Here is a 25,146-nt window from a genome sequence, read left to right on the forward strand (position 1 = left end):
GCACCGCCTCAGCCGCGCCCGTCGCGTCCGACGGTCAACTCGGCCGGCCGGTAGCGGACGTAGGCCGCCCCGTCCAGGCCGAGCGCGGTGGCGGACGCCTGGAGGGCGGCCGGGGTCGCCGCGTCGTCCCACCGGCCGGTGTCCACGCGGTGTTCGAGGGCATGCAGGGCGGCCACGGTCTCGGCGGTGGTGAACGTGCAGTGGCCCTGCCGTTCGACATACGCCTGCCGCAGCAGCGCGCCGTCACCGGAGGCGCGCACCCGGTCGGCGAAGCGGTTCTCCTGCTCCACCGGGACCAGGTTGTCGGCGGTGGTGTGGACGTCGAGCAACGGCACCCCGAGTCCCTGGCCCGCGGAGGACGTGCGCCGCGCGGTGGCGACCGCGGCGGGATCGGCGTCGACCGTGGCGCCCTCGGTCAGCGTCCGCAGGTCGGCGTCGAGGTCCAGCCCGGCCGCCCCGTACAGGGCGCGGACCTGGGGCGCGTGGGCGGAACCGGCGAGCAGGCCGGCGTAGTCGACGCCCCGGTTCCAGGAGTTGTTGCCGCCGACCGACTGCTCGACGGCGTACCGTCCGCCCTCGACGAACGCCAGGATGCCGTGCGCGAACCAGTCGTACTGCTGCGCCTCCTGGCCCGCCCAGTCGGTCGCGGCGGGCCGGTCCTTCCCGGGCGACCAGGCGGGCAGGTTGAGGAAGGCGGCGGCGAGCGCGATCCGGGCGCGGCCCTGCGGGGTGGCCTGGGCGGCGGTGACGGCGGCGGCGAGCGTGTCCGCGGTGGCGCCGGCCGCACCGGCGGTGCCGAATCCCACGAGCTGCACGTCCTGGGCCGGCAACAGCAGCCGGGCGAGGGCGTATTCGGCGTCCAGCTGGTAGTTGTCCAGGTCCGTCGCGCCCGCGACCAGGCCGCACTGGCCGAGCGCGCCGTCGATGCGGCCGGCGCCGTCGCGTGCCAGCTGCGCGTTGACGAGTCCGCCCATGGACTGCCCCATGGCGAGGGTGCGCCGCGGCGTGCCGACCCGCGCGGTGACGGCGTCGAGGGTGGCGAACTGGTCGCGTTCGGCACTGTCCAGGGCCCACATCGAGCCATGGGGGTCGTACGACGATCCCGCCAGCGCGTAGCCCTGGGCGAGCAGTTCGGTGCGTACGGCGTCGGTGGGGGCGTCCTGGGCGACGAGCGGTCCGAAGCCGTGGCTGAACAGCAGCAGGGTGCCGTTCCAGTGCTCCGGCACGTCAGCGATCCAGGTGGCGCCGTCGGACAGGGTGCCGGTGAGGCTGCCGGTGACCGGCGTGTCCGCCTCGGCGACGGGCGCGGGCACGGCGGTGAGTGCCGTGGCCGCCAGCGAGGCCAGGGCGGCGAGGGCAATGCGCAGTCGGACGCGGGAAGCCCGGGGACGGGTGCTGACAGGCATGGCGACGGCTCCTTGGGCGGGGGGTGGGGGAGACGGGCGGGGGAGCGGTGCTCAGTGCACTGAACGAAGGCAGGGGGAATCTAGGGCTCCTTTCCGACTGTGGTCAACAGAATGCACAACATTGGCTGACGGAGAGGTTCCGGTCGGCCCTTGTCCGGCCGGGACGCCGACTGTGAAGGTGAGGTAGCAACTGCGAAGGCTCGGTGAAGTCCGCGGCGGGGAGGGTGCGTTGGCCCGTCCGGCTGCCCGACTCTCGGTGATCCCCGCCCCGCCGCCCCGCCGAACTCCCGCCGTGCGGCCCTGACCTGGGACAACGGTGCCCCTTCGGACGTGTCGGCGTGAGCTCTGGGCCCGCCCCCAACTGCCGCGTTGTCCGGACGTCTTGACGTATCCGGCCGCTACGCGTTTGCTTCCTTCACACCATCGGTTGCGCATGACGCTCCCCCCACTCGGAAGGCGCCTGATGTGAGCGTTCCCACCCTCCGCGGGATCCCCCTGCCCCGCCTCACGATCACCCTGGCCGCCTCCGCGTCCGCTCTCGCGCTCACCGCGTGCGGCGTCGTCGACGGCGTCGGCGGGAGCGGCGCCTCCGCGTCCGCGACGAAGGGCGACGACATCACGGTCGGGCTGCTCCTGCCCGACAAGGACACCGCACGGTTCGAGAACTTCGACCGCCCCATCATCGAGAAGGAGGTCGCCTCCCTCACCCACGGCAAGGGCAGCGTCGACTACGCCAACGCCGGGTCGAGCGCGGCCATCCAGAGCCGGCAGCTCCGGCAGATGGTGGGCCGGAAGGTCGACGTCGTCCTGGTCGACTCGGTGGACGCAAGGGCCATCGCACCGGACGTCCGGAAGGCGAAGGCCGCCGGTATCCCCGTCATCGCCTACGACCGGCTCGCACAGGGCCCGATCGACGCGTACGTCTCGCACGACAACGAACTCGTCGGCGAGGTGCAGGGCCGCGCCATCCTCGGTGCGCTCGGCGAGAAGGCGGCCACCAGCGAGGTCGTCATGATGAACGGCGATCCCGCAGACCCGAACACGGCGAGTTTCAAGAAGGGCGCCCTCGGCGAACTGAGGAACAAGGTCCGCATCGCCGAGGAGTACGACACCGACAAGTGGTCGCCCGCGACCGCCGGCGCGAACATGAAGAAGGCGATCAGGGCCGTCGGCCTGCACAACATCGCCGCCGTCTACTCGGCCAACGACGGCATGGCCGGCGCCGTCATCGACGCCCTGAAGAACGCGGGCGCCACCACGATTCCCCCGGTGACCGGGCAGGACGCGAACCTGGACGCGGTGCAGCGGGTCGTCTCGGGCGAGCAGTACATGACCGTGTACAAGTCGTTCCTGGACGAGGCCACCGACGCCGCGCAGATGGCGGTGTACAAGGTGCAGGGCCGCGACATCCAGTACGACGCGCTGGCCCAGGACAAGGTCGACAGCCCGACCGACAAGGACATCCCCGCGACGCTCGTCCCGGTGGTCGCGCTCACGAAGGACAACATCAAGGACACGGTGATCGCGGACGGCGTCTACACGGTGTCCCAGATCTGCACCGCGAAGTACCGGTCGGCGTGCGCGGCGATCGGGCTGACGTAGCGGACGGGCGCCGTCAGTCCGGCGTCGCGAGGAACTCCGTCACGGCCAGGGCGAACAGCAGGCACAGGGCGATGCCGACCACCACCCAGCCGGTGGGGAAGGACCACAGCAGGTAGACCAGTACCGCCACGGCCACCAGGACCCAGGTGATCAGGGCGTGGTAGCGGTGGACGAAGGGCCCGACCGGGCCGGTGCGCAGTCCGGCGCGGTCGGCGGTGGCGCGTACCGCGTCGATCCCGGACGTCCACAGGCCCCGGAGCAGCCCGGCGTACCGGCCGGGGCCGGAGAGCCAGGCGGCCAGCGCGACGACGACGGCCAGGGCCACCACCATGCGCACTCCGGTGCGCAGGAAGTGCGTCAGCGCGTCGTAGACGGCGGCCGCCGCGCCCGGGGAGACGCCGGCGGGCAGCCGGTCCAGGTAGAACACGCGGAACACGCGCAGCCCGATGCCGAGCAGCCCGGTGGTGACGGCGACCGCGAGGCAGCCCGCCACCAGGGCCCGGCGCCGCCGGACCGCGAGCAGCACCCCGGCGGCGACCAGCAGCACGGCCAGCACGGGCAGCCAGTTCCCGGCGAGCTGCAGCAGCCGGACGTAGGTCTTGACCTTGCCGACCTGGTCGGACCTGACGAGGGTGAAGTCGGTGTGCACGGCGGGGATGTGCTCGGCGGGGGTCAGCCCGGCCTCGACGAGGCGCTGCTTGACCTGGTCGACGAGGGGGCCGATGTCGAGGGTGACGCTGTCGTTCGTCAGCCGCACCGCGCCGCCGCCGCTGCCTGTGAGGGCCTTGTCGAGGCTGCTGTGGATCTTGCGGTTGGCGTCGGTCCAGACGGTCCGGAACGCGCCGGACGCGGCGACCTCGCGGGCCTTGTCGTGGACGAAGCTGCGCACGGCCCCTTCGAGCGCGTCGCCGAGTCTGCCGCCGAGCGCCTGCTGCAGGCGGGGCCGGTCCGCGGGGGCCACGTCGGCGAGCAGGGCGGGCAGGTCGAGGTGGGACATGAGGGCGTCGGTGGCCCGGTTGGCCACGGCGTCCTGGACGTCGGCGTTCGAGGCGAGCGGGGCGACCGTGCTCACGTAACGGCCGGTGTCGCCCACCTGGTCGGCCGCCCACGAGGCGACCACGGCGAGCGGGGCGAGCAGGCAGCCGACGACGATCAGGACGACGGCGAGCAGGGACCTGACGTGGTGCCGGGGCGGCCGGGCCCGCGCACTCTCCAGGGCCGCGACCCGGGCCCGCAGTTCCCGCACGTCGTCGGACCGGTCCCCGTCCCCGTCCCTGTCCTCGCGCGCGCTGTCCTCCGCCACCCGTACCTCCCGCTCGATCCGGCCCTCCTGCCAGCCGAACCGCCGCGGCGCGCGCACGCGAGCAGGAGAGGGCCGTCCGGGGTACGGTCGCGCCCGGCCGGCCTCGGCACGGACGGGAGGCGACGGCCGCTCAGACGGCGTCGAGAGCCTGCCGGAACACGTCCGCGTGGGCGGTGCACCGGTCGGCGAAGGTGAGCGGCCTGCGGGCGAGAAGCCGCTCGACGGTGTCCGTGCGCAGATCTACGGTGTCGGCGCGCAGGAGCCGGGACACTCTCGGAGTGGTGGGAGTCGGTCGCCGCGGCGTGGGTGCCCGGTGTGGGCCGCCCCGGCAATGCGACGGCGCCCCGTGCCCGGCGAGGGCACGGGGCGCCGTGGCGGCCGTCGGGACTACTTCACCGGCTCCGGCTCCGGCTCGCTCTCCTGCTCCGCGGCGCCCGCCGGGTCCACCGGGGTCTTCACCGAGTCGAGGAGCAGCTGGGCCACGTCCACCACCTGGATGGACTCCTTGGCCTTGCCGTCGTTCTTCTTGCCGTTGACCGAGTCGGTCAGCATCACGAGGCAGAACGGGCAGGCGGTGGAGACGATGTCGGGGTTGAGGGAGAGGGCCTCGTCGACGCGCTCGTTGTTGATGCGCTTGCCGATCCGCTCCTCCATCCACATGCGCGCACCGCCGGCGCCGCAGCAGAAGCCGCGCTCCTTGTGGCGGTGCATCTCCTCGTTCCGCAGACCCGGGACGTTCGCGATGATCTCGCGCGGAGGCGTGTAGATCTTGTTGTGGCGGCCCAGGTAGCAGGGGTCGTGGTAGGTGATGATGCCCTCGACCGGGGTGACCGGGACCAGCTTGCCCTCGTCCACCAGGTGCTGGAGCAGCTGGGTGTGGTGGATGACCTCGTAGTCGCCGCCGAGCTGCGGGTACTCGTTGCCGATGGTGTTGAGGCAGTGCGGGCAGGTGGCGACGATCTTCTTGGCCGACTTCGGCTTCTTCGTCGACTCGTCCACCTCTCCCTCCTCGTTGAGGGACTCGCCGAACGCCGTGTTCAGCGCGGCCACGTTCTCCATGCCGAGCTCCTGGAACAGGGGCTCGTTGCCGAGGCGGCGGGCGGAGTCGCCGGTGCACTTCTCGTCGCCGCCCATGATCGCGAACTTGACGCCCGCGATGTGCAGGAGCTCCGCGAAGGCCTTGGTGGTCTTCTTGGCGCGGTCTTCGAGGGAGCCCGCGCAGCCGACCCAGTACAGGTACTCGACCTCGGTGAGGTCCTCGATGTCCTTGCCGACGACCGGGACCTCGAAGTCGACCTCCTTGAGCCACTCCAGGCGCTGCTTCTTCGCCAGGCCCCAGGGGTTGCCCTTCTTCTCCAGGTTCTTGAGCATCGTGCCCGCCTCGGACGGGAACGCGGACTCGATCATCACCTGGTAGCGGCGCATGTCGACGATGTGGTCGACGTGCTCGATGTCCACCGGGCACTGCTCGACGCAGGCGCCGCAGGTGGTGCAGGACCACAGCACGTCCGGGTCGATGACGCCGTTCTCCTCGGCGGTGCCGATGAGGGGGCGCTCGGCCTCCGCGAGAGCGGCGGCGGGGACCCCGGCCAGCTGCTCCTCGGAGCCCTTCTCCTCGCCCTCGGCGGTCTTGCCGCCGCCCGCGAGCAGGTAGGGCGCCTTGGCGTGCGCGTTGTCCCGCAGGGACATGATCAGCAGCTTCGGGGAGAGCGGCTTGCCGGTGTTCCAGGCCGGGCACTGCGACTGGCAGCGACCGCACTCGGTGCAGGTCGAGAAGTCGAGGAGGCCCTTCCAGGAGAACTGCTCCACCTGTGAGACGCCGAAGACGTCGTCCTCGCCCGGGTCGGTGAAGTCGATCGGCTTGCCGCCCGAGGTCATCGGCAGCAGCGCGCCCAGCGAGGTCTCACCCGTCGCGTTCCGCTTGAACCAGATGTTCGGGAAGGCGAGGAAGCGGTGCCAGGCGACGCCCATGTCGGTCTTGAGGGCGACCACGATCATCCAGATGAAGGAGGTCGCGATCTTCAGGCCGGCGAAGAAGTAGGTGAGGTTCTGCAGCGTGGAGACGTCCATGCCGCGGAACCAGGACACCACCGGGTACGAGATGAAGAACGACGCCTCGTAGGAGTCCACGTGGTGCTGGGCGCCCTCCAGCGCGTGCAGCGTGAAGATGCAGACGCCGACGATCAGGATGACCGTCTCGACGAAGTACGCCTGGCCGAAGTTGGAGCCCGCGAACCGGGACTTGCGGCCCGGCCGGTTCGGCTTGCTGAGCTGGCGGATCGCGATCAGCACGAGGATGCCGAGCACCGTCATGGTGCCGATGAACTCGACGAAGACGTTGTACGGCGCCCAGTCGCCGATGACCGGCAGGATCCAGTCGGCCTGGAACAGCTGGCCGATGGCGTTGACGATCGTCAGCAGGAGGGAGAAGAAGCCGACCGCGACGAACCAGTGCGCCACGCCCACGATGCCCCAGCGGTTCATCCGGGTGTGGCCGAGGAACTCCCTGACCACCGTGACGGTCCGCTGGACGGGCTCGTCGGTACGGGTGCCGGCGGGCACGTTCTGGCCGAGCCGCATGAAGTTGTAGATCTGCAGGACGGCGCGGGCGAACAACGCCACGCCAACCACGATCAGAACCAGCGACACGATGATCGCGGCGAGTTGCATGGGGGCTCCTCGGGCCTGCGAGGGGTGGTCTCTTCGGGTCTCTTCGAGAGGGTTCCCGAAATTACTAAGCGGTAACTTATCCAGTCGGTTCGAGACTACCCGCATCTTTACTCGCACTGTAGCCAGGTGCGGGGTGATCTGGATCGCTGAGGCCTGCCTGGGCGGTACGCCCCAACCCGATCGTGTTATTCGTACAGAATTGTTACATTTAGGTCTAATTTGGACCCGTGCTCTACGGGATCGCCGCCGCCACCACCGCCTTCCTGCTCGCCGCCTTCCTCGCCGCGCTGATCCGCCCGTGTGCCCTGCGGCTCGGGCTCCTCGACCGGCGGCGGGCCCGGCGGGTGCCCGCGCTGGGCGGTCTCGCCGTGGTCGGCGCCACCTGTCTGGTCGCGTTCGCCGGCGACTGGACCCGGGTCGCCCCGCTCGGCACCGGCGTCGGGGAGCTGGTGGCCGCCGGAGGAGCGGTGGCGCTGCTCGGGGTGGTCGCCGACGTGTGGCGGCTGAAGACGCGGTTCCTGCTGTTCGGTACGGCGGTGGCGGCCGCGTGCGTGGTGCCGTACGGCGAGTTGGGGATCCTGGGCGGGGTGCTCGGGGCGGCCTGGATCGCCTTCGTCGCCGTCGCCTTCAAGGGGCTCGACCACGCGGACGGGCTGGCCGGGACCGTCGGGGTGGTGACCGCCTTCGGGGTCGGGGCCTGTGCCGCCGCCGAGGTGATGGACGGGCTCGCCGTGCTGCTGAGCGTGCTCGCGGCCGCCCTCACCGGGTTCCTGCTGCACAACTGGGCTCCCGCGCGGATCGCCCTCGGCGCCACCGGCTCGCTGTTCACCGGGTTCGTGCTGGCCGCGGCCGCGCTGATCACCCGGTCCGGCTACGACCCCGCGGCCAGTGCGGGCGTGCTGTTCGCGCTCACCGCCGTGGCGAGCGGTGACGTGCTGCTCGTCGTGCTGTCGCGGCTGCTCGCCGGGCGCCCGGTGCTGCGGCGCGGGCCCGACCATCTCGCGCACCGGCTGCGGCGCCTCGGGCTCACCTCGCAGCGGGCAACCGTCGTCCTCGGTGTGGCGTCCTTCGCCGGGGTGCTCGTCGCGGTCCTCGTGCACGGCGGCTGGGTCGGCCGGACCGGCGCCACGTGCGTCGCCTGCGTCACCTTCAGCATCGTTCTGCTACTCCTTCGGGTTCCGGTGTACGGGCCCAAGAACGCCGTATCGACGCAGGTCAGCGGCCACTTGCGTGTAAGGAACGGATAAGACTTGAGTCGGCTGGACTCAGGTCTGTTGACCCCGGGCGCGGCTTGATGCACACTTGAGTCCGTTCCACTCAAGTCAGCTGGAGGAATTCACCATGGCACGTGCGGTCGGCATCGACCTGGGCACGACTAACTCCGTCGTCAGCGTTCTTGAAGGCGGCGAGCCCACCGTCATCACCAACGCCGAGGGTGCCCGGACCACGCCGTCCGTCGTCGCCTTCGCGAAGAACGGCGAAGTCCTGGTCGGCGAGGTCGCCAAGCGCCAGGCGGTCACCAACGTGGACCGGACGATCCGGTCCGTGAAGCGTCACATGGGCACCGACTGGAAGATCCAGCTGGACGGGAAGGACTTCAACCCCCAGCAGATCTCCGCCTTCATCCTGCAGAAGCTCAAGCGGGACGCCGAGGCCTACCTGGGCGAGAAGGTGACCGACGCGGTCATCACCGTCCCGGCCTACTTCAACGACTCCGAGCGCCAGGCGACGAAGGAGGCCGGCGAGATCGCCGGTCTGAACGTCCTGCGCATCGTGAACGAGCCCACCGCCGCCGCGCTGGCGTACGGCCTCGACAAGGACGACCAGACGATCCTCGTCTTCGACCTCGGTGGCGGCACCTTCGACGTGTCCCTCCTGGAGATCGGTGACGGCGTCGTCGAGGTGAAGGCCACCAACGGCGACAACCACCTCGGTGGTGACGACTGGGACCAGCGCATCGTCGACTACCTGGTCAAGCAGTTCGCGGCCGGCCACGGCGTGGACCTCGGCAAGGACAAGATGGCCCTGCAGCGCCTCCGCGAGGCCGCCGAGAAGGCCAAGATCGAGCTGTCGTCCTCCACGGAGACCTCGATCAACCTGCCCTACATCACCGCCTCCGCCGAGGGCCCCCTGCACCTCGACGAGAAGCTCACCCGCGCCCAGTTCCAGCAGCTGACCGCGGACCTCCTGGAGCGCTGCAAGACGCCGTTCCACAACGTCATCAAGGACGCCGGCATCCAGCTCGGCGAGATCGACCACGTCGTTCTCGTCGGCGGCTCCACCCGCATGCCCGCCGTCGCCGAGCTCGTCAAGGAGCTGACCGGCGGCAAGGAGGCCAACAAGGGTGTGAACCCGGACGAGGTCGTCGCCATCGGCGCCTCGCTCCAGGCCGGTGTGCTCAAGGGTGAGGTCAAGGACGTCCTGCTCCTCGACGTGACCCCGCTGTCCCTCGGTATCGAGACCAAGGGCGGCATCATGACCAAGCTCATCGAGCGGAACACGACGATCCCGACCAAGCGGTCCGAGATCTTCACCACCGCCGAGGACAACCAGCCCTCCGTGCAGATCCAGGTCTACCAGGGCGAGCGCGAGATCGCGGCGTACAACAAGAAGCTCGGCATGTTCGAGCTGACGGGTCTGCCGCCGGCCCCGCGCGGTGTCCCGCAGATCGAGGTCTCCTTCGACATCGACGCCAACGGCATCATGCACGTCACGGCCAAGGACCTCGGCACGGGCAAGGAGCAGAAGATGACCGTCACCGGCGGCTCCTCGCTGCCGAAGGACGAGGTCGACCGGATGCGCCAGGAGGCCGAGCAGTACGCGGAGGAGGACCACCGCCGCCGCGAGGCCGCCGAGACCCGCAACCAGGGCGAGCAGCTCGTCTACCAGACCGAGAAGTTCCTCAAGGACAACGAGGACAAGGTCCCGGGCGAGATCAAGACCGAGGTCGAGGCCGCGGTCGAGGAGCTCAAGGAGAAGCTCAAGGGCGAGGACACCGCCGAGATCCGCACCGCCACCGAGAAGGTCGCCGCCGTCTCCCAGAAGCTGGGCCAGGCCATGTACGCCGACGCCCAGGCCGCGGGTGCCGCGGCCGGCGGTGCCCCCGCCGGTGACGCCGCCGACGACGTGGTGGACGCCGAGATCGTCGACGACGAGCGCAAGGACGGTGCCGCGTGACGGAGGAGACCCCGGGCTTCGAGGAGAAGCCCGACGTCCCCTCCGGCGCCACCCCCGACGACGCCGAGCCGAAGGCCGCTCCCGCACAGGGGGCGGCCCCGGCCGGGGACGCAAGCGCACAGTTGGCCGGCCTGACCGCGCAACTGGACCAGGTACGCACCGCGCTCGGCGAGCGCACCGCGGACCTCCAGCGCCTGCAGGCCGAGTACCAGAACTACCGCCGCCGCGTGGAGCGCGACCGGATCACGGTCCGGGAGATCGCCATCGCGAACCTCCTGACCGAACTCCTGCCCGTGCTCGACGACATCGGCCGCGCCCGGGAACACGGCGAACTGGTCGGCGGTTTCAAGTCGGTGGCCGAGTCGCTCGAGACGGTCGCGGCGAAGATGGGCCTGCAGCAGTTCGGCAAGGAGGGCGAGCCCTTCGACCCGACGATCCACGAGGCGCTGATGCACAGCTACGCGCCGGACGTCACCGAGACGACCTGCGTGGCCATCCTGCAGCCCGGGTATCGCATCGGCGAGCGCACCATCCGCCCCGCGCGGGTGGCGGTCGCCGAACCGCAGCCGGGGGCGACGCCGGCGAAGGCCGAGGGGACCGAAGAGGCCCCCGCGGCCGACGAGAAGGACAACGGCCCTGAGGAGGGCTGAAGTCGTAGGTAACACGTGGAAGGAGGGGCGTCGGGGATGAGCACCAAGGACTTCATCGAGAAGGACTACTACAAGGTCCTCGGCGTCCCCAAGGACGCCACCGAGGCCGAGATCAAGAAGGCGTACCGGAAGCTCGCCCGCGAGTTCCACCCGGACGCCAACAAGGGCAACGCCAGGGCCGAGGAGCGCTTCAAGGAGATCTCCGAGGCGAACGACATACTCGGCGACCCCAAGAAGCGCAAGGAGTACGACGAGGCCCGCGCCCTCTTCGGCAACGGCGGGTTCCGCCCGGGGCCGGGCGCGGGCGGCGGCAACTTCAACTTCGACCTGGGCGACCTCTTCGGAGGTGGCGCCCAGGGCGGGGGCGGCTTCGGCGGCGGCGGCTTCAGTGACGTCCTGGGGGGCCTGTTCAACCGGGGCGGCGGCACGGCCGGCCGTACCCAGCCGCGGCGCGGCCAGGACATCGAGTCCGAGGTCACGCTGAGCTTCACGGAGGCCATCGAGGGCGCCACGGTCCCGCTGCGGATGTCCTCGCAGGCCCCCTGCAAGGCCTGTTCGGGCACCGGCGACGCGAACGGCACGCCCAGGGTGTGCCCGACCTGCGTCGGCACCGGCCAGGTGGCGCGGGGCTCCGGCGGCGGCTTCTCGCTGACCGACCCCTGCCCGGACTGCAAGGGCCGCGGCCTGATCGCGGAGAACCCCTGCCCCGACTGCAAGGGCAGCGGGCGCGCCAAGTCGTCCCGGACCATGCAGGTCCGCATCCCGGCCGGGGTGACCGACGGCCAGCGCATCCGGCTGCGCGGCAAGGGCGCACCGGGCGAACGCGGCGGCCCCGCGGGCGACTTGTACGTCATGGTGCACGTGGACACCCACCCGGTGTTCGGCCGCAAGGACGACAACCTCACGGTGACCGTCCCGGTGACCTTCACCGAGGCGGCGCTCGGCGGCGAGGTCAGGGTGCCCACCCTGGGCGGACCGCCGGTCACGCTGAAGCTGCCCCCGGGCACGCCCAACGGCCGCACCATGCGCGCCCGTGGCAAGGGCGCGGTCCGCAAGGACGGAACCCGCGGCGACCTCCTGGTCACCGTCGAGGTGAGTGTCCCGAAGGACCTGTCGGGGAATGCTCGTGACGCACTGGAGGCGTATCGCGAGGCGACCGCGGGCGAGGACCCGCGCGCCCAGTTGTTCGAGGCTGCGAAGGGAGCATGACGAGATGGACGGCCGTCGACGGAACCCGTATGAACTGACCGAGGAGACCCCGGTCTACGTCATCTCGGTGGCGGCCCAGCTCTCCGGACTGCACCCGCAGACGCTGCGCCAGTACGACCGCCTCGGCCTGGTCTCCCCCGACCGCACGGCCGGGCGCGGCCGACGCTACTCGGCCCGCGACATCGAACTGCTCCGCCAGGTGCAGACGCTGTCCCAGGACGAGGGCATCAACCTGGCCGGCATCAAGCGCATCATCGAACTGGAGAACCAGGTCATGGCGCTCCAGCAGCGCGTCGCCGAACTCCAGTCGGCGGTCGACGGCGCGGCGGCCGCCATGCAGCAGCGCGAGGCCGCCGTCCACGCCTCCTACCGCCGCGACCTGGTCCCGTACCAGGAGGTCCAGCAGACCAGCGCGCTGGTGGTGTGGCGGCCGAAGAAGGCCAAGGACTAGCGGTACCCGTGCGAAAGGGGCCCGGAGGTCACGACCTCCGGGCCCCTTTCGTCATCTGGTCAGTAGTCCCAGATGCCGTAGGCCGCCGAGGTGACCGACGCCTCGGCGCCCGAGGCGTCCAGGCGGACGACGCGGTAGTAGTAGAGCCCCAGCTCGTCCCCGGACACGGTCGTGTCCATGCAGTAGGCGGCGGTGCCCGCGGGGCCCTCGGCCAGGGTGCCCCAGGCGGCCGCGGCCGGGTCCCAGCGCTCCACCCGGTAGGCGGTGAACCGGGAGCAGTCGCCGAGGCCGGAGCTCTCCGAGCAGCCGACGTACAGATCCGGGTGACGGTCCGCACGGACACCGGCCGTGGTCCAGCCGGGCGGCCGGGTGTCCGGCAGGGCGACCTGGACGGCCGTGGTGTGGAAGAAGTCGGGGCCCTCGTTCTCGTACAGGTGGAAACCGTCGGCTGCGGCCACGCGGTAGACGTGGGTGGCGCCGTCCGGGACGGTCGGGCAGACGATCCCGGTCGTTGCGGAGTTCGAGGTCCAGCAGTTCTTCTTCCAGACCGTCTCGCCGGTGTCCGGGTCGGTCGTGCCCTGCCATACGTAGTACTCGGTGACGTCGTCGTCGGCGGGCGGTGTCCACGTCAGGCGGACGCCCAGCGGGACGGCTTCGGCCGTCAGGTTCTCCACCGGGGCCGGGCGCACGGTGTCCGGCATGGTCGCCGTGGCCGCCGGACCGGGCGGCGACTCGTGGCCGTACGGGTCGATCGTCACGACCGTGTAGTCGTAGGCCGTCTCGGACGCGCCGGAGACGTCCCAGCAGGAGCCGTTGATCTGCCGGTCCCCGGCGTACGCCGGAGCGTCGTCGCCGGTCCAGGTCCAGTACGTCTCGGGATCCGTCAGCGGCAGGTCCTGCGCGTTGTTCGGCTTGCACCCGGCCACCGTGCTGCTGACGCCGGTCGCCCTGTCGGTGCGGATCACCCGGTAGGTGAGCAACGGCCGGTCCTCGCCGAAGGTCCACGGGTCCGCGCTGCTCCACCAGACCATCACTCCCTCGTCGAACCGGCTCGCGCGGGTCTCGAACGCGGGGACGGCCTCCGCACGGTCCGCCATCGCCAGCGTGACCTCCACGGGGGCGGCCGCGTTGCCCGCCGCGTCCACCGAGCGCACCGCGTACCGGTAGCTGTCGGCGACAGCGAGCCGCTGGCCCGGGACGACGTCGGTGTCCACGGTGGTGCGGCCCGCGGTGCCGGTGCCGGGGAGCGCGTCGCCGTAGCCGCCGGTCGCCGGGTCGTACTGCAGGACCTGGTACGAGGCGGCGCCGTCGACGGGTGCCCACACCAGGTGCGGCACGCCCGAACGGTACTCGACGCGGACGTCGGTGACGGCCGCCGGAGGCGTCAGGTCGCTGGTGGTGAACGTGGCGGCGGCCGAGTACGCGGACCAGTTCCCGGCGGTGTCGCGGGCCCGGCCCCGGTAGGTGACCTTGCTGCCGTCGGCCGGCCGGCCGGTGTCGCAGATCGCGCTCTTGGTGCCGGTGTAGACGGTGGCCCAGGCGCCCGTGACGGGGTTCCTCCTCTGCATCTCGTACAGGACGATGTCCGCCGCGTTCTGCGCGGTCGTGACGAGTTCGGGGGCCGCGTACGGCTTGCCGGCCGGGCACCCGTCCATCTCGACGAACGGCGCGGCCGGCGGGGTCCTGTCAGGGGTCGTGACGCCCTGGTCGGCGCTTCCGGCGGACTCGTGGCCCGCCTTGTCGTAGGCGCGGACCTCGTAGTAGTACGTGGCGCCGGTCTTCGGCGGGACGTCGGAGTACGCGGCGGCGGTGGTGGTCGCCAGCGGCCTGCTGCCGAACGGCGTTCCCTTCAGGCGCCGGTAGACCCGGTACCCCGCGAGGTCCATCTCCTTGTTCCGGGCCCAGCCGAGCCGGGCCCTGCCGGACGTCGCGTCGTACGACACCGATGCCCCGCCGGGGGCGAGCGGCCGGACCCTGTCCACCGAGGCCGAGGTGCGGGGGGTGTACGTGAACCTGACCCTGGCGGCGCCGGTCCAGTTGACGTAGTCGACCCGCAGGGTGTGCCTGCCGGACGGGACGGTCACGTTGACGGTCCTGCTCACCGTCCTGGTGGTGTTCTTCCACAGGTCGAGCCTGCGGCTGCCGTCGAGGTAGACGCGGATGCCGTCGAGGCCGGAGGCGGCGAGGGCGAAGGGGCCGCCGGAGCCGAAGTCGCGGGTGACGGTCCAGCGGACGCCGAAGTCGTCCTTCGGGAGGCCGGACGCCGGGGCGCCGCTCCAGCTCTCGTCGACCGCGGAGTCGCAGGCGGTCTTCTCCGGGGTGCCCTTGAACGCGGTGTTCGCGAACAACTGCCGCTTGAAGACGGGGGAGGAGCAGGCCGTGGCCGCCGAGGCGGTGCCGACGGCGCCGCCGAGCAGCGTGCCGGCGGTGGCGAACACCACGGCGGCGGCCGCGGCGCTTCTGGCTGGGTTCATTCGATCCTCTGGTCGCATCCGAACGAGCGGGACGATCGTTCCGGATGTCGACTCGTGAGGAACCGCGTTGGTTGTACTGATCTTTGCCTGCCCGTGAACTCCCGTTGGATGGAGGGTCCGTAAAGAGTGTTTGGAGGTGATTCCGCTGAGCCTTCACACAAGCAGCGGAGCGTGGTGTTGCGCACTCGTTAAGTAGTTCCGCTTGACGCCAGGTGTGGCCTACGCGTTGGCTTTTCAGACATCTGGGTCGCAAAGCAGCCCACGTCCGGAACGCACCTGAAGTGAGCCCCCGTATGCGTCGTATAGCCATGTTTGTGGCCGCGTCCACGATGACCCTTTCGCTTGCCGGCTGCGGCGTGCTCAACGCGACAGGTTCGTCGACGTCCGCGACCCCGACGAAGGGCAACGACATCACGGTGGGCGTGCTGATGCCGGACAAGATCAACACCCGGTACAGCACCTTCGACTACCCGATCATGAAGTCGAAGATCGCCGAGCTGACCAACAACCAGGGCAAGGTCGACTACCAGAACGCCGGCTCGTCCGCCTCCACGCAGGCGACGCAGATGCAGCAGATGATCGCCGACAAGGACGACGTGATCATCCTGGACGCCGTCGACGCGCACGCCATCGCGGGCACGGTGAAGAAGGCCAAGGCCGCGGGCATCCCGGTCATCGCCTACGACCGCCTCGCCGAGGGCCCCATCGACGCCTACGTCTCCTTCGACAACGAGCTGGTGGGCGAGGTCCAGGCCCGTACCCTCCTGGAGGCGCTCGGCTCGAACGTCGACACCTCCGACAAGGTCGTCATGATCAACGGCTCGCCGACCGACCCCAACGCCAAGCAGTTCAAGACGGGCGCCCTGTCCGAGCTGAACGGCAAGGTGACGACCGCGGGCTACTCGTACGACACCAAGGACTGGAACCCGGACATCGCCGAGCAGGAGGTCACCAAGGCCATCGGCCTGCTCGGCAAGGACAACATCGCCGCCGTCTACTCCGCCAACGACGCCATGGCGGGCGGTGTCGTCAAGGCCCTCAAGGCCGCGGGCGTGACCAACATGCCGCCGATCACCGGCCAGGACGCGGACCTCGACGCCATCCAGCGGATCCTCGCCGGCGAGCAGTACATGACGGTCTACAAGCCGTACCCCGACGAGGCCGAGGCCGCCGCCCAGATGGCCGTCTACAAGGTCCAGGGCAAGGACATCCAGTTCGACGCGCTCACCCAGGACAGCGTCGACAGCCCGACCAACAAGAACATCCCGTCCCAGCTGGTGCAGGTCAGCGCCGTGACCAAGAGCAAGATCAAGGACACCGTCGTCGCGGACGGCATCTACAAGATCTCGCAGATCTGCACGGCCGCGTACAAGACCGCTTGCGCGGCGGCGGGCCTCAAGTAACCCCTGCCGACGGCCCCGTCCCCGGGAGGGGAACGGGGCCGTCGCGGGCGAGGGTGTCACTTACCGGCGCTCGCAGGGTGCCGCCGCGCGATTGCCCGCAGCTGGGAAGCTGACGCGAGTGCAGCGCCCCGTAAGGGGCGCTGGGGGTCCCCCCGGCCGAAGGCTGGGGGAGGAACTGCGCGACCAGCCCCCACCGCCCCGCAGACGACTACGCGACCCTGGTGAACTCCACGGTCACCTCCGGAGCTCCTCCGGGAACGCCCCGGTAGATCCCCTTGTGCGGGGTGACGTCGTCGTAGTCCCGGCCCCGGCCCACCACCACGTGGTCCTCGCCGGCCCGCACCCGGTTCGTCGGGTCGTATCCGCACCAGTCGCCGGCCCAGTACTCGATCCAGGCGTGGCTCTGCCCGGCGACGGGCCGTTCCAGCTCGGCCTCCCGCTCGGGGTGCAGGTACCCGGACACGTACCGGGCCGGCAGTCCCAGCCCCCGCAGCAGGGCGACGGTGAGGTGGGTGATGTCCTGGCAGACGCCCGCCCGCTGGGCCCACGCCTCCGCGGGCGAGGTGTTCACCCCGGTCGTCCCCGGCAGGTACGTCACCCGGTCCGCGACCATCCCGGACACGGCCACCGCGGCCTCGTGCGGGCCCAGCCCCGCCGCCGCGCCCAGCGCCTTCTTCACCAGCTTCTGCGGCACCGACGTACGTCCGGTCGGCGTCACGAACTCCGACAGCCGTGACCCCGAGGCCCGTTCGGCCAGCTCCACCCACCCGGGCGCGGTCGGCAGCGGCGCCGGCGCCGCCGTCTCCACCAGACTGGACGCGATGATCGTCACCTCCTCGTGCGGTTCGAGGAGGTCGAAGCCGGTGACCTGGGTGCCCCAGTAGTCCCAGTACGACCAGACTGCGGTCGCCGGCTGCACCGTGACCCGCGCGTCCAGCGTGGTCTGCCCCGGCAGGGTCAGCGGCGTCATCCGGACCTCGTTGTGCGAGGAGGCCGCGGGCTGCGCGTAGGAGACCCGGGTGGTGTGCCGGATGCGGAGGCGACGAGCCATCTCAGGCTCCTTCCTGGGCCCACTGCACGAGCCCCTGGTACGGGAAGAACCGCTCCGCCACCGCGTCGGCGGACGCCATGCAGGCCTGCTGGAGGTCGCGCAGCAGGACCGGCAGCTGCTCCTCCAGGGTGGCGGTGTCGAGGTATTCGAGACGGGTGCGGGCCCGGCCGACGGGGGAGCGGGCCGGATCCTGGCGGGGCCGGCCGAGCGCGGCCAGGCACTCCTCGGCCGTGGTCAGCGCGTGCAGCACCGAGCGTGGGAAGTCCCGGTCCAGGAGCAGGAATTCGGCCACCCTCGGGGTGTCCCCGAAGCCGCTGTGCACCCGGGCGTACGCCTCGTCGGCGCCGCTCGCGCTGAGCAGCGTCGGCCAGTCCGGCGCGTGCGCCGCGTCCAGCACGCGCACCGAGAGCAGCCGTACCGTCATGTCCACCCGCTCCAGGCTCCGCCCGAGGACGACGAACCGCCAGCTGTCGTCCCGGCTCATGGTGGAGTCGGCGAGCCCGAAGAAGAGCGCGGCCCGGCTGCGCACCAGTTCCAGGTAGGCGTAGGGGCCGGTACGGCGGGCGGCGCGGCGCCGGTCGCCGAGCGCGTGCCAGGTGGAGTTGAGGCACTCCCACATCTCGGAGGAGACGGCCTCGCGGGCGCTGCGCGCGTTCAGCCGGGCGGCGCCGAGCGCGCCCTCGATGGAGCAGGTGGAGCGGGCGTCGAAGGCGAGCTGGTCGAGGACCTGCTGCATGTCGACCCGTTCCGGACCGGCGTCCACGCCGAGGATCGCGTACAGCGACCGGCAGGCGGCGTCCTCGTCGCGCCAGGGGTCCTCCAGCAGCCGGTGCAGGTAGGCGTCGAGGATCCGGCCGGTGGCGTCGGCCCGTTCGACGTAGCGGCCGGTCCAGGTCAGCGACTCGGCGATACGGGAGAGGATCACGTCGTTCACTGCTGCTGCGCTCCTTCCGCTACGACCGCGCGGCTGCCGTCGGGGCCGAGGCGGCGCGGGGCGACGGCGGGGATCGGGCCCGCGCCGACCGGCTCGGGGCGCTCCGCCGGGCCCTCGGCGAGCACCCAGGTGTCCTTGGACCCGCCGCCCTGGCTGGAGTTGACGATCAGGTTGCCCTCCTGGAGGGCGACCCGGGTGAGGCCGCCGGGCAGCACCCAGATGCCGTCGCCGTCGTTCACGGCGAACGGACGCAGGTCAATGTGGCGCGGGGCCATCCGTTCACCCGAGAGGGTGGGGGAGGTGGAGAGGGCGACCGGGCGCTGCGCGATGAAGCCGCGCGGGTCGGCCGCGACGGCTTTGCGAGTGCGTTCCAGGGTCTTCTTGTCGGCCTTCGGGCCGATCACGATGCCCTGCCCTCCGGCCCCGTCCACAGGCTTCACCACCAGCTGGTCCAGCTGGTCCAGGACCGCCTCCAACTGGCCTGGTTCGTCCGGTCGGTAGGACTCGACGTTGGGGAGGACCGGTTCTTCCCCGAGGTAGTAGCGGATCAGGTCCGGGACGTAGGTGTAGAGGAGTTTGTCGTCCGCGATGCCGTTGCCTACGGCGTTCGCGAGTGTGACGTTCCCCGCGATGGCGGCGCTCAGGATGCCGGGGCAGCCGATCACCGAGTCGGGGCGGAAGTGCAGCGGGTCGAGGAAGTCGTCGTCGAGGCGCCGGTAGACGACGTGCACGGGCACCTCGCCGCGCGTCGTGCGCATCCACACCCGGTTGCTCCGGCACACCAGGTCGTGGCCCTCCACCAGCTGCACACCCATCAGCCGTGCCAGCAGGGCGTGTTCGAAGTAGGCCGCGTTGCTGGGCCCGGGGGTGAGGACGACCACCCGGGGATCGCTCGCCGCCCCGCCGGGCGCCGCGGCCCGCAGCGCGGCGAGCAGCCGCCCCGCGTACCCGTCCACCGGGAGCACGTGCTGCTCGGCGAAGAGCGAGGGGAAGATCCGGGTCATCGCGCGCCGGTTCTCGATGACGTACGACACCCCGCTCGGCACCCGCACGTTGTCCTCGAGGACGCGGAAGGCTCCCGCCTCGTCGCGGACCAGGTCGATTCCGGCCACATGGATGCGCACCCCGCCGGGCGGCTCCACCGCGTGCGCGGCCCGGTGGAAGTGCGGCGAGCCCAACAGCAGCCGCCAGGGCACCACCCCGTCCTCGAAGGCCCGCGCGTGTCCGTAGGCGTCGGCCAGATAGGCCTCCAGCGCCCGGACCCGCTGGGCCACGCCTCTTCGCAGAAGATCCCACTCCAGGGCGTCGAGGATCCTCGGCACCAGGTCCAGCGGCCAGGGCCGTTCCTCGCCCGCGAAGGCGTAGGTCACCCCCCGGTCGGTGAAGGCCCGGGCCATCTGGTCGGCCCGGAACCGCAGTTCACTCGGTTCGATCGGCTGGAGCGCAGCCAGTACCGGCTCATAGGCGGTCCTGACCTCACCCGGCCGCACAAACATCTCGTCCCACGCGTCGGCCAACGCGTACGCGTCGAATATGTCCGCCATGGAGGGACGTTAGAGCGGGCACGTAACGCGGCGATCACTGGCGGATTTCGGGGATTCGCCGAGACCGCCGCGCCACGCGCCCGCGAGCGGCCCTCCCTGCAACGCATCTCCCCCGTGGGCGCGTTGCACGGGGCCCCGGCCCGATCGGGGGAGGATGGCCCGGGGCCCCGCCGGGTGTCCGGCGACACCCGTGGGAAGCGGCTCTCACGATGCCGCCCGCACCCCCCTGGCACCACCGTCATCTTGTTGCAATGTGGTCGGCGGAGGCGGTGCGATATCCGGTCGCATCCGGGCAATACGGCGCCCCGTGCGAGGGGAGCCGTGTTGCGGACCCGGTCCGGACCGCTCATAGTTGCGCTGCGGAAGAGGCAGCAAACCGGGGGGTGGAATGGGCGATGGCCGGGCACGGGACGGAGGAGCATCCACACGGTGCCGACCGGCTGTGCGCCGCCGGGGACCGGGTGTACTCCCGGGCCGTGCGCCGGGGCCGGGTGCCGCGCACGGACGCCGACGTGGTGCCCTGCCTGCTTGAACTGGCGCTGCTGCACCCCGACCCCGATGACATGGACTGGCTGGTGCCGACCGCCCCGCAGGAGGTCATGACCCGGCTGCTGCGCGGGGTCTACGACGAGGTGACGGACAGCCAGCGGCGGATGGGGTCGGCGGTCGCGGCGTTCGAGTGGTACGCCGGTCTGGGACGGCATCTGCAGGCCGTCTCGGCGTCCGCGGAGGGCACGGCGGCCATCCGGGTGCTCGACGGACTGTCCCGGATCCAGGCGGCCATGGACGAGGCGACGGAGGCGTGCACGCAGGAGGTGCTGACCGTGCAGCCCGGCGGCATCCGGCGCGAGTCGGAGCTGACCGAGGGCCTGCACCGGGCCGTCGCCCTGCGCGGGCGGGGCGTGCGGATGCGCGACCTGTACACGCACGTCGCCCGGCACGGCCAGGGCCTGCTCAACTACCTGGAGCTGATGGGCGACGCGGTCGAGGCCCGCACCCTCGACGAGGTCATCGACCGGCTCATCCTCTTCGACCGCACGGTGGCGTTCATCCCCGCGAACGCGGACCGCACGATGGCCCTGGAGCTGCGCCACCCCGCCCTCGTCGAGTACTTCGTCACGGTCTTCGAACGTCTGTGGCGCCTCGCGATCCCGCTCACCGCCCCGCTCCCCGACACCGGCATCGAGGGCATCTCGCACCGGGAGCAGTCCATCGCCGCGCTGCTCGCCGAGGGCCACCAGGACGCCGTGATCGCCGAACGCCTCGGCATCAGCGTGCGCACCTGCCGCGCCCACATCGCCCGCCTCTCGGAGACCCTGGGCGCGGCCAGCCGCACCCAACTCGGCGTGCGGATAGCCCAGGTGGGGCTGGACCGGCCGCCGGGCGGGGCGAGCGGGGTTTCCGGCACGGCCTCGGGCACGGCCCCCGACAGGGCCTCGGACGCGGTCAGCCTTCCGGATCAAGGATCCCCGAGCGTGCGATGAGGTAGCCGAGCTGGGCGCGGCTCTCGCTGCCGAGGGTGGCGGCGAGTTTGGCGATGTGGACGCGGGTGGTGCGGATGTTCATGCCCAGGCGGTCGGCGATGACGGCGTCGGTGCGGCCTTCCACCAGGAGGGCGGCGATGGCCCGCTGGCGAGGGGTGATGCCGTTGACGCTGGGGCGGCGGGCCGGCTCCGGGTACATGGGGGTGGCCAGGCGCCAGAGCCGGTCGAAGACGGTGACGAGGTACTTGACGAGGGCGGGGTGGCGGATCTCGAGGGCGAGGGTGCGGTCCTTGCTGGCGGGGATGAAGGCGACGGTGCGGTCGATGACGAGGAGGCGTTCCGTCACTTCGTCGAGCGTGCGGGCTTCCACGTCGCCGTGTATCTGCTCGTAGCGCCCGACGACTGTGGGGGCGTGGCGGAGGGTGTGCGGGTAGAGCGTGCGGATGCGGCCGCCGCGGTCGAGCAGCGCCTGGTCACGCGCCCGGGCTTCGGCATACCGCTCGGGAGGGGTGTAGGCGAGGGTGGTGTGCGGCTGGATTGCCAGGAGTTCGCCGGAACTGGCGATCATGGCCTGGGTGATGACCTCACCGATGCGGTCGATTCCGCTGAGGACGCTGATCGTCGGGATGTCCGAGGCGGCGCCGCGAGGGCCGTCGGCCCGCAGGAGCGGTTCGAACAGGTCCACCAGCCGTTCCTCCCGGCGCCGCTCGGCGGTGACCCGCCCCCGGGCGGCACGCAGCAGCCGGTTCAGGGCCGCGGCGGGCGCCACGGGCTCCAGCCGGTCCGGGGCGTCGAGGGCCGGGTGGAGGAGGCCGAAGTCGGTGAGACAGGGCGTGTCCGCGGCCTCCCGGGCTTCGATGTGCCCGGTGCGCAGGGCGTGTTCGTACAGTTTGACGCCGGCCGCGCACAACTCGTCCACACCGTGCTCGCAGCGGCTCACGGGGCGGACTCCGCAGTGTCGAGGATTCCCGAGCGTGCGATGAGGTAGCCGAGCTGGGCGCGGCTCTCGCTGCCGAGGGTGGCGGCGAGTTTGGCGATGTGGACGCGGGCGGTGCGGATGTTCATGCCGAGCCGCTGGGCGATGACCGCGTCGGTGTGGCCGTCCACGAGGAGGGCGGCGATGGCCTGCTGGCGGGGGGTGACACCGTTGACGGTGGGGCGGAGCTCGGCCTTGGGGAACATCGGGGTGGCCAGGCGCCAGAGCCGGTCGAAGGCGGTGACCAGGTAGTCGATCAGTGCCGGGTGGCGGACCTCCAGGGCGAGGGAGCCGTCGTCCTTGGCGGGGAGGAAGGCGACCGTCCGGTCGATGACGATGAGCCGGTCGGGCACCTCGTCGAGGCCGCGGGCCACGTTGTCGCCCTTCAGCATCTCGGCGTAGGCGAACACGTTGGGCACATGGCGCAGGGTGTTCTGGTAGAGCGTGCGGATCCGGCCGCCGCGGTCGAGGAACGCCTGGTCGCGTTCGAAGGCGGCGGGGCGGGCCTGGGCACCGCGGTCGCCGACCAGACCTGCGTGCGGCTGGACGCACAGGACTTCCTGCCTGGCCTCCGTCATGGACTCCCCGATGGCCTGGTTGATCCGCCGTGTGCCGCTCAGCAGCCGCAGCGCCGGGGAGTCCGTCGCCGCGCGGGCCGGTACCTGGACGTTCATCAGCGGTTCGAAGAGCTCCACCAGGCGCTGCTCCAGCCGCCATTCCTCGGTGATGCGGGCGCGGGCCCCGCGCAGCAGCCGGGTCAGGGCGACGTCCGGGGGGACGGGCTCCAGCCGGCCGGCGTCGTCGAGCGCCGGGTGCAGCAGGCCGAGGTCGAGAAGGCAGGGCGCGCCCTTGGCGTCCTGGGGGGAGACGTGCCCGCTGCCGAGGGCCCGTTCGTAGAGTTCCGTCCCCTCGGGGCACAGGTCCTCGACGCCGTGCTCGGTATGAGGGTCGGGGATCACGGCCTGCCGGCCTCCTCGGGAGGCGTCTGGTCCAGGATTCCGGACTGGGCGATCAGGTATCCCAGCTGCGCGCGGCTGCCGCTGCCCAGGACCTGGGCCAGTTTGGCGATGTGGGCCCGGCAGGTGCGGACGTTCATGCCCAGGCGGCGGGCGATGGCCTCGTCGACATGGCCCTCGACCAGCAGTCTGGCGATGGAGTGCTGGATGTCGGTGATGCCGTCGGCGGCGGTCTCGTAGGGGGCCCCGGCGTTCAGCGGCACCGCGCGGTTCCACATGAACTCGAACACCTTGATGAGATAGCGGACCAGACCGGGGTGGCGGATCTCCAGGGCGACCTGGCGGTCGTCGCGGGTGGGGATGAAGGCCACGGCCTCGTCGCAGATGATGAGCCGCTCGACGAGTTCGTCGATGGTGCGGTACTCCGCCTTGGTGCTGGCGAACTGGTCCACGTAGGCCAGCCGGTCGGGGCTGTAGCGCGCCGTGTGCTGGTACAGGGTACGGATCCGGACCCCGCGCTCGATCAGCGGCTTGTCCCGCTCGAGGCCCTCGATGAGCCGCTGCTCCGGGCGGCGCCGGCCGCTCGGCTGCACGGTGAGCATCTCGGTCTGGCATTGCGCGATCGCCAGGTCGAGCGCGCCGTTGATTCGGTCAAGCCCCTCCAGGACGGCGATCGCGTTGGTGGGCACGGCTTCCTGGGCGCCGAGAGCCATGAACGGCTCGAAGAGGTCGGAGAGTGCGAGGGAGGTCCGCCGACGCTCGCTGATCTCGTTCTCCAGCGGGTGCAGACGCTGCCCCAGGGCCACCGACGGGGGCACCGGACGGAGCCAGTTCGGGTCGTCCGGATCCGGCTGGAGCAGGGCGAACTCCATCAGGCAAGGGGCGGTGTCGACCTCCGCTCGCGCGATGCGGCCCGTGCGCAAGGAGGCCGCATAAAGACGGCCCCCTTCTTCACACAGATCGGTCAACGCATGGGGATGTGTCGAACTAGTCCCATTTGCCATTAATATCCACCCCCCAGGGTCCTGAACATGCAGGAACATGATGCACCGATCGTGTGGCCATGATGTGCCTGAATGAGCCATCGTCTTACTGGACGGGGGAATGAGGGGACCTTCAAGTGAGGACGAAGCCGACTATGCGTAACAGATTGCTTCGCTCGGTGCTTGTCGCCGCCATCTCCGCCGTTGTGGCCGTCGGGACGATGGTCGGTCTCTCCGGTGCGGGTGGCGACAGTGCGCAGAAGAGTGGCACTCGGACCTCTGAGGCTGCCCCGGTCGGCACCGTGCCGACCGTCGGACTGGACGACAGCGTCTGGGACTGATGGAGAGATGACTACACCACCCGACGACCGCTCCTTCCGCCGCGAAATGGCCACGGCCTACCGCTCCGGCTGGCACTTCATCGACCTCGTCACCGCGATCCCCCACTCCGGTGACTCGCTGATGGTGACCGTCTTCGGTGAGCCGGTCGTCGTGACGCGCGACGAGGACGAGGACGTACGGGCGTACCGGTGTCTGCGCAAGCCCCGGGGTGCGCCGCAGCCCGTGCGGTGCGCGATCCGGTACGGAATGATCTTTGTGAACCTGGACCAACGGGACCACCGGCTGGCTGAGCCGGATGTCCCGGACGTGAGGACCATCTCGGCCACCCCCCGCAGTGCCTGACGCGATTCCCCCGTCGTAAAAGATCGCTCAGGTACTTCCCCCCGCAGCGGCGTCACCGTGACCTGAACACGGTGACGCCGCTGCAGTTTTTGGGCGACATTTCGATGTTTCGGCCGGTTTCGGCCGCACTCCACGGTGGCTGAAACCAGCCGCCAGAACCGGTCGGCCGACCCGCCCCTGGCCGGTCCT

At 71.0% G+C, this 25,146-nt stretch carries 20 protein-coding genes; 9 read left to right on the plus strand and 11 right to left on the minus strand.

Going from position 1 to position 25,146, the window contains the following annotated elements:
• Nucleotides 1-8: 8 nt before the first annotated feature.
• Nucleotides 9-1,406, minus strand: a complete 1,398-nt coding sequence (locus tag ACFY0K_RS32710; RefSeq protein WP_390642846.1) for an alpha/beta hydrolase — start codon at nt 1,404-1,406, stop codon at nt 9-11.
• Between the two features lie 465 nt (nt 1,407-1,871).
• On the opposite strand from ACFY0K_RS32710, the gene ACFY0K_RS32715 reads away from it, so the two are divergent.
• Nucleotides 1,872-3,008, plus strand: coding sequence for a sugar ABC transporter substrate-binding protein (locus tag ACFY0K_RS32715; protein ID WP_390642847.1), 1,137 nt, complete (start codon nt 1,872-1,874; stop codon nt 3,006-3,008).
• 13 nt (nt 3,009-3,021) lie between these two features.
• Here the strand turns inward: ACFY0K_RS32715 and ACFY0K_RS32720 are convergent, their stop codons facing one another.
• The 3 genes from ACFY0K_RS32720 to ACFY0K_RS32730 all read right to left on the minus strand — a co-directional run bounded on the left by ACFY0K_RS32720 (nt 3,022) and on the right by ACFY0K_RS32730 (nt 6,981).
• A complete protein-coding gene (locus tag ACFY0K_RS32720; RefSeq protein WP_390643062.1) occupies nt 3,022-4,254 on the minus strand; it encodes a hypothetical protein in 1,233 nt (410 codons plus the stop codon).
• 187 nt (nt 4,255-4,441) lie between these two features.
• On the minus strand, nt 4,442-4,582 hold the full coding sequence (locus tag ACFY0K_RS32725) for a hypothetical protein (protein WP_388721027.1): 141 nt from the start codon (nt 4,580-4,582) through the stop codon (nt 4,442-4,444).
• A gap of 116 nt (nt 4,583-4,698) precedes the next feature.
• Nucleotides 4,699-6,981: a heterodisulfide reductase-related iron-sulfur binding cluster gene (locus ACFY0K_RS32730; protein WP_390642848.1), complete on the minus strand. Its 2,283-nt coding sequence runs from the start codon at nt 6,979-6,981 to the stop codon at nt 4,699-4,701.
• 227 nt (nt 6,982-7,208) lie between these two features.
• Here ACFY0K_RS32730 and ACFY0K_RS32735 point away from each other — a divergent pair, with 227 nt between their 5' ends.
• The 5 genes from ACFY0K_RS32735 (at nt 7,209) to ACFY0K_RS32755 (ending at nt 12,468) form a co-directional block, all read left to right on the plus strand.
• Nucleotides 7,209-8,228 (plus strand): MraY family glycosyltransferase, encoded by a 1,020-nt coding sequence (locus tag ACFY0K_RS32735; protein ID WP_390642849.1) that lies wholly within the window; start codon nt 7,209-7,211, stop codon nt 8,226-8,228.
• A gap of 94 nt (nt 8,229-8,322) precedes the next feature.
• The gene (dnaK, locus tag ACFY0K_RS32740) at nt 8,323-10,158 is read left to right on the plus strand and encodes a molecular chaperone DnaK (protein ID WP_390642850.1); all 1,836 of its coding nucleotides are present in this window, start codon (nt 8,323-8,325) and stop codon (nt 10,156-10,158) included.
• Nucleotides 10,155-10,808, plus strand: coding sequence for a nucleotide exchange factor GrpE (gene grpE / locus ACFY0K_RS32745; RefSeq protein WP_093500374.1), 654 nt, complete (start codon nt 10,155-10,157; stop codon nt 10,806-10,808). Before dnaK ends, grpE begins: the two co-directional genes overlap by 4 nt.
• 36 nt (nt 10,809-10,844) lie before the next feature.
• On the plus strand, nt 10,845-12,017 hold the full coding sequence (gene dnaJ / locus ACFY0K_RS32750) for a molecular chaperone DnaJ (RefSeq protein ID WP_382720439.1): 1,173 nt from the start codon (nt 10,845-10,847) through the stop codon (nt 12,015-12,017).
• Nucleotides 12,018-12,021: 4 nt separating this feature from the next.
• Nucleotides 12,022-12,468 (plus strand): heat shock protein transcriptional repressor HspR, encoded by a 447-nt coding sequence (locus ACFY0K_RS32755; protein WP_390642851.1) that lies wholly within the window; start codon nt 12,022-12,024, stop codon nt 12,466-12,468.
• 59 nt (nt 12,469-12,527) lie between these two features.
• Here ACFY0K_RS32755 and ACFY0K_RS32760 read toward each other — a convergent pair whose 3' ends face one another.
• Nucleotides 12,528-14,942, minus strand: a complete 2,415-nt coding sequence (locus ACFY0K_RS32760) for a PA14 domain-containing protein (protein WP_390642852.1) — start codon at nt 14,940-14,942, stop codon at nt 12,528-12,530.
• Nucleotides 14,943-15,235: 293 nt separating this feature from the next.
• On the opposite strand from ACFY0K_RS32760, the gene ACFY0K_RS32765 reads away from it, so the two are divergent.
• A complete protein-coding gene (locus ACFY0K_RS32765; RefSeq protein WP_390642853.1) occupies nt 15,236-16,345 on the plus strand; it encodes a sugar ABC transporter substrate-binding protein in 1,110 nt (369 codons plus the stop codon).
• 208 nt (nt 16,346-16,553) lie between these two features.
• Here ACFY0K_RS32765 and ACFY0K_RS32770 read toward each other — a convergent pair whose 3' ends face one another.
• Genes ACFY0K_RS32770 through ACFY0K_RS32780 form a run of 3 tightly spaced genes read right to left on the minus strand, consistent with a single transcriptional unit; the run spans nt 16,554 to nt 19,874 of the window.
• Nucleotides 16,554-17,396: a transglutaminase N-terminal domain-containing protein gene (locus tag ACFY0K_RS32770; RefSeq protein ID WP_390642854.1), complete on the minus strand. Its 843-nt coding sequence runs from the start codon at nt 17,394-17,396 to the stop codon at nt 16,554-16,556.
• A gap of 1 nt (nt 17,397) precedes the next feature.
• A complete protein-coding gene (locus tag ACFY0K_RS32775) occupies nt 17,398-18,330 on the minus strand; it encodes an alpha-E domain-containing protein (RefSeq protein WP_390642855.1) in 933 nt (310 codons plus the stop codon).
• Nucleotides 18,327-19,874 carry a circularly permuted type 2 ATP-grasp protein gene (locus ACFY0K_RS32780; protein WP_390642856.1) on the minus strand — a complete coding sequence of 516 codons (1,548 nt, stop codon included), beginning with the start codon at nt 19,872-19,874 and terminating at the stop codon, nt 18,327-18,329. The genes ACFY0K_RS32775 and ACFY0K_RS32780 overlap by 4 nt, the downstream gene beginning before the upstream one ends.
• A 395-nt stretch (nt 19,875-20,269) precedes the next feature.
• Between ACFY0K_RS32780 and ACFY0K_RS32785 the strand changes: the two genes are divergently transcribed.
• A complete protein-coding gene (locus tag ACFY0K_RS32785; RefSeq protein ID WP_390642858.1) occupies nt 20,270-21,358 on the plus strand; it encodes a LuxR C-terminal-related transcriptional regulator in 1,089 nt (362 codons plus the stop codon).
• Here the strand turns inward: ACFY0K_RS32785 and ACFY0K_RS32790 are convergent.
• From ACFY0K_RS32790 to ACFY0K_RS32800, 3 genes are read right to left on the minus strand one after another with little or no spacing between them, the layout of a single operon-like run.
• The gene (locus tag ACFY0K_RS32790) at nt 21,321-22,298 is read right to left on the minus strand and encodes a LuxR C-terminal-related transcriptional regulator (protein ID WP_390642859.1); all 978 of its coding nucleotides are present in this window, start codon (nt 22,296-22,298) and stop codon (nt 21,321-21,323) included. The two genes, ACFY0K_RS32785 and ACFY0K_RS32790, sit on opposite strands and share 38 nt — an antisense overlap.
• The gene (locus ACFY0K_RS32795) at nt 22,295-23,293 is read right to left on the minus strand and encodes a helix-turn-helix transcriptional regulator (RefSeq protein WP_390642860.1); all 999 of its coding nucleotides are present in this window, start codon (nt 23,291-23,293) and stop codon (nt 22,295-22,297) included. Before ACFY0K_RS32795 ends, ACFY0K_RS32790 begins: the two co-directional genes overlap by 4 nt.
• Nucleotides 23,290-24,294, minus strand: a complete 1,005-nt coding sequence (locus ACFY0K_RS32800) for a helix-turn-helix transcriptional regulator (RefSeq protein WP_390642861.1) — start codon at nt 24,292-24,294, stop codon at nt 23,290-23,292. The genes ACFY0K_RS32795 and ACFY0K_RS32800 overlap by 4 nt, the downstream gene beginning before the upstream one ends.
• Before the next feature lie 327 nt (nt 24,295-24,621).
• Here ACFY0K_RS32800 and ACFY0K_RS32805 point away from each other — a divergent pair, with 327 nt between their 5' ends.
• Nucleotides 24,622-24,957 carry a hypothetical protein gene (locus ACFY0K_RS32805; RefSeq protein WP_089100103.1) on the plus strand — a complete coding sequence of 112 codons (336 nt, stop codon included), beginning with the start codon at nt 24,622-24,624 and terminating at the stop codon, nt 24,955-24,957.
• The last annotated feature ends 189 nt before the right edge of the window (nt 24,958-25,146 follow it).

The sequence above is a fragment of the Streptomyces sp. NPDC001507 genome (assembly GCF_042894765.1).
Classification (GTDB): Bacteria; Actinomycetota; Actinomycetes; order Streptomycetales; family Streptomycetaceae; genus Streptomyces.

What these genes read in the sequence shown, in the direction of transcription:
- ACFY0K_RS32710 (WP_390642846.1), bottom strand. Translation starts at nt 1,406, where the DNA reads ATGCCTGTCAGCACCCGTCCCCGGGCTTCCCGCGTCCGACTGCGCATT.
- ACFY0K_RS32730 (WP_390642848.1), bottom strand. Translation starts at nt 6,981, where the DNA reads ATGCAACTCGCCGCGATCATCGTGTCGCTGGTTCTGATCGTGGTTGGC.
- dnaK (WP_390642850.1), top strand. Translation starts at nt 8,323, where the DNA reads ATGGCACGTGCGGTCGGCATCGACCTGGGCACGACTAACTCCGTCGTC.
- dnaJ (WP_382720439.1), top strand. Translation starts at nt 10,845, where the DNA reads ATGAGCACCAAGGACTTCATCGAGAAGGACTACTACAAGGTCCTCGGC.
- ACFY0K_RS32755 (WP_390642851.1), top strand. Translation starts at nt 12,022, where the DNA reads ATGGACGGCCGTCGACGGAACCCGTATGAACTGACCGAGGAGACCCCG.
- ACFY0K_RS32760 (WP_390642852.1), bottom strand. Translation starts at nt 14,942, where the DNA reads ATGAACCCAGCCAGAAGCGCCGCGGCCGCCGCCGTGGTGTTCGCCACC.
- ACFY0K_RS32765 (WP_390642853.1), top strand. Translation starts at nt 15,236, where the DNA reads ATGCGTCGTATAGCCATGTTTGTGGCCGCGTCCACGATGACCCTTTCG.
- ACFY0K_RS32770 (WP_390642854.1), bottom strand. Translation starts at nt 17,396, where the DNA reads ATGGCTCGTCGCCTCCGCATCCGGCACACCACCCGGGTCTCCTACGCG.
- ACFY0K_RS32780 (WP_390642856.1), bottom strand. Translation starts at nt 19,874, where the DNA reads ATGGCGGACATATTCGACGCGTACGCGTTGGCCGACGCGTGGGACGAG.
- ACFY0K_RS32785 (WP_390642858.1), top strand. Translation starts at nt 20,270, where the DNA reads ATGGCCGGGCACGGGACGGAGGAGCATCCACACGGTGCCGACCGGCTG.
- ACFY0K_RS32800 (WP_390642861.1), bottom strand. Translation starts at nt 24,294, where the DNA reads ATGGCAAATGGGACTAGTTCGACACATCCCCATGCGTTGACCGATCTG.
- ACFY0K_RS32805 (WP_089100103.1), top strand. Translation starts at nt 24,622, where the DNA reads ATGACTACACCACCCGACGACCGCTCCTTCCGCCGCGAAATGGCCACG.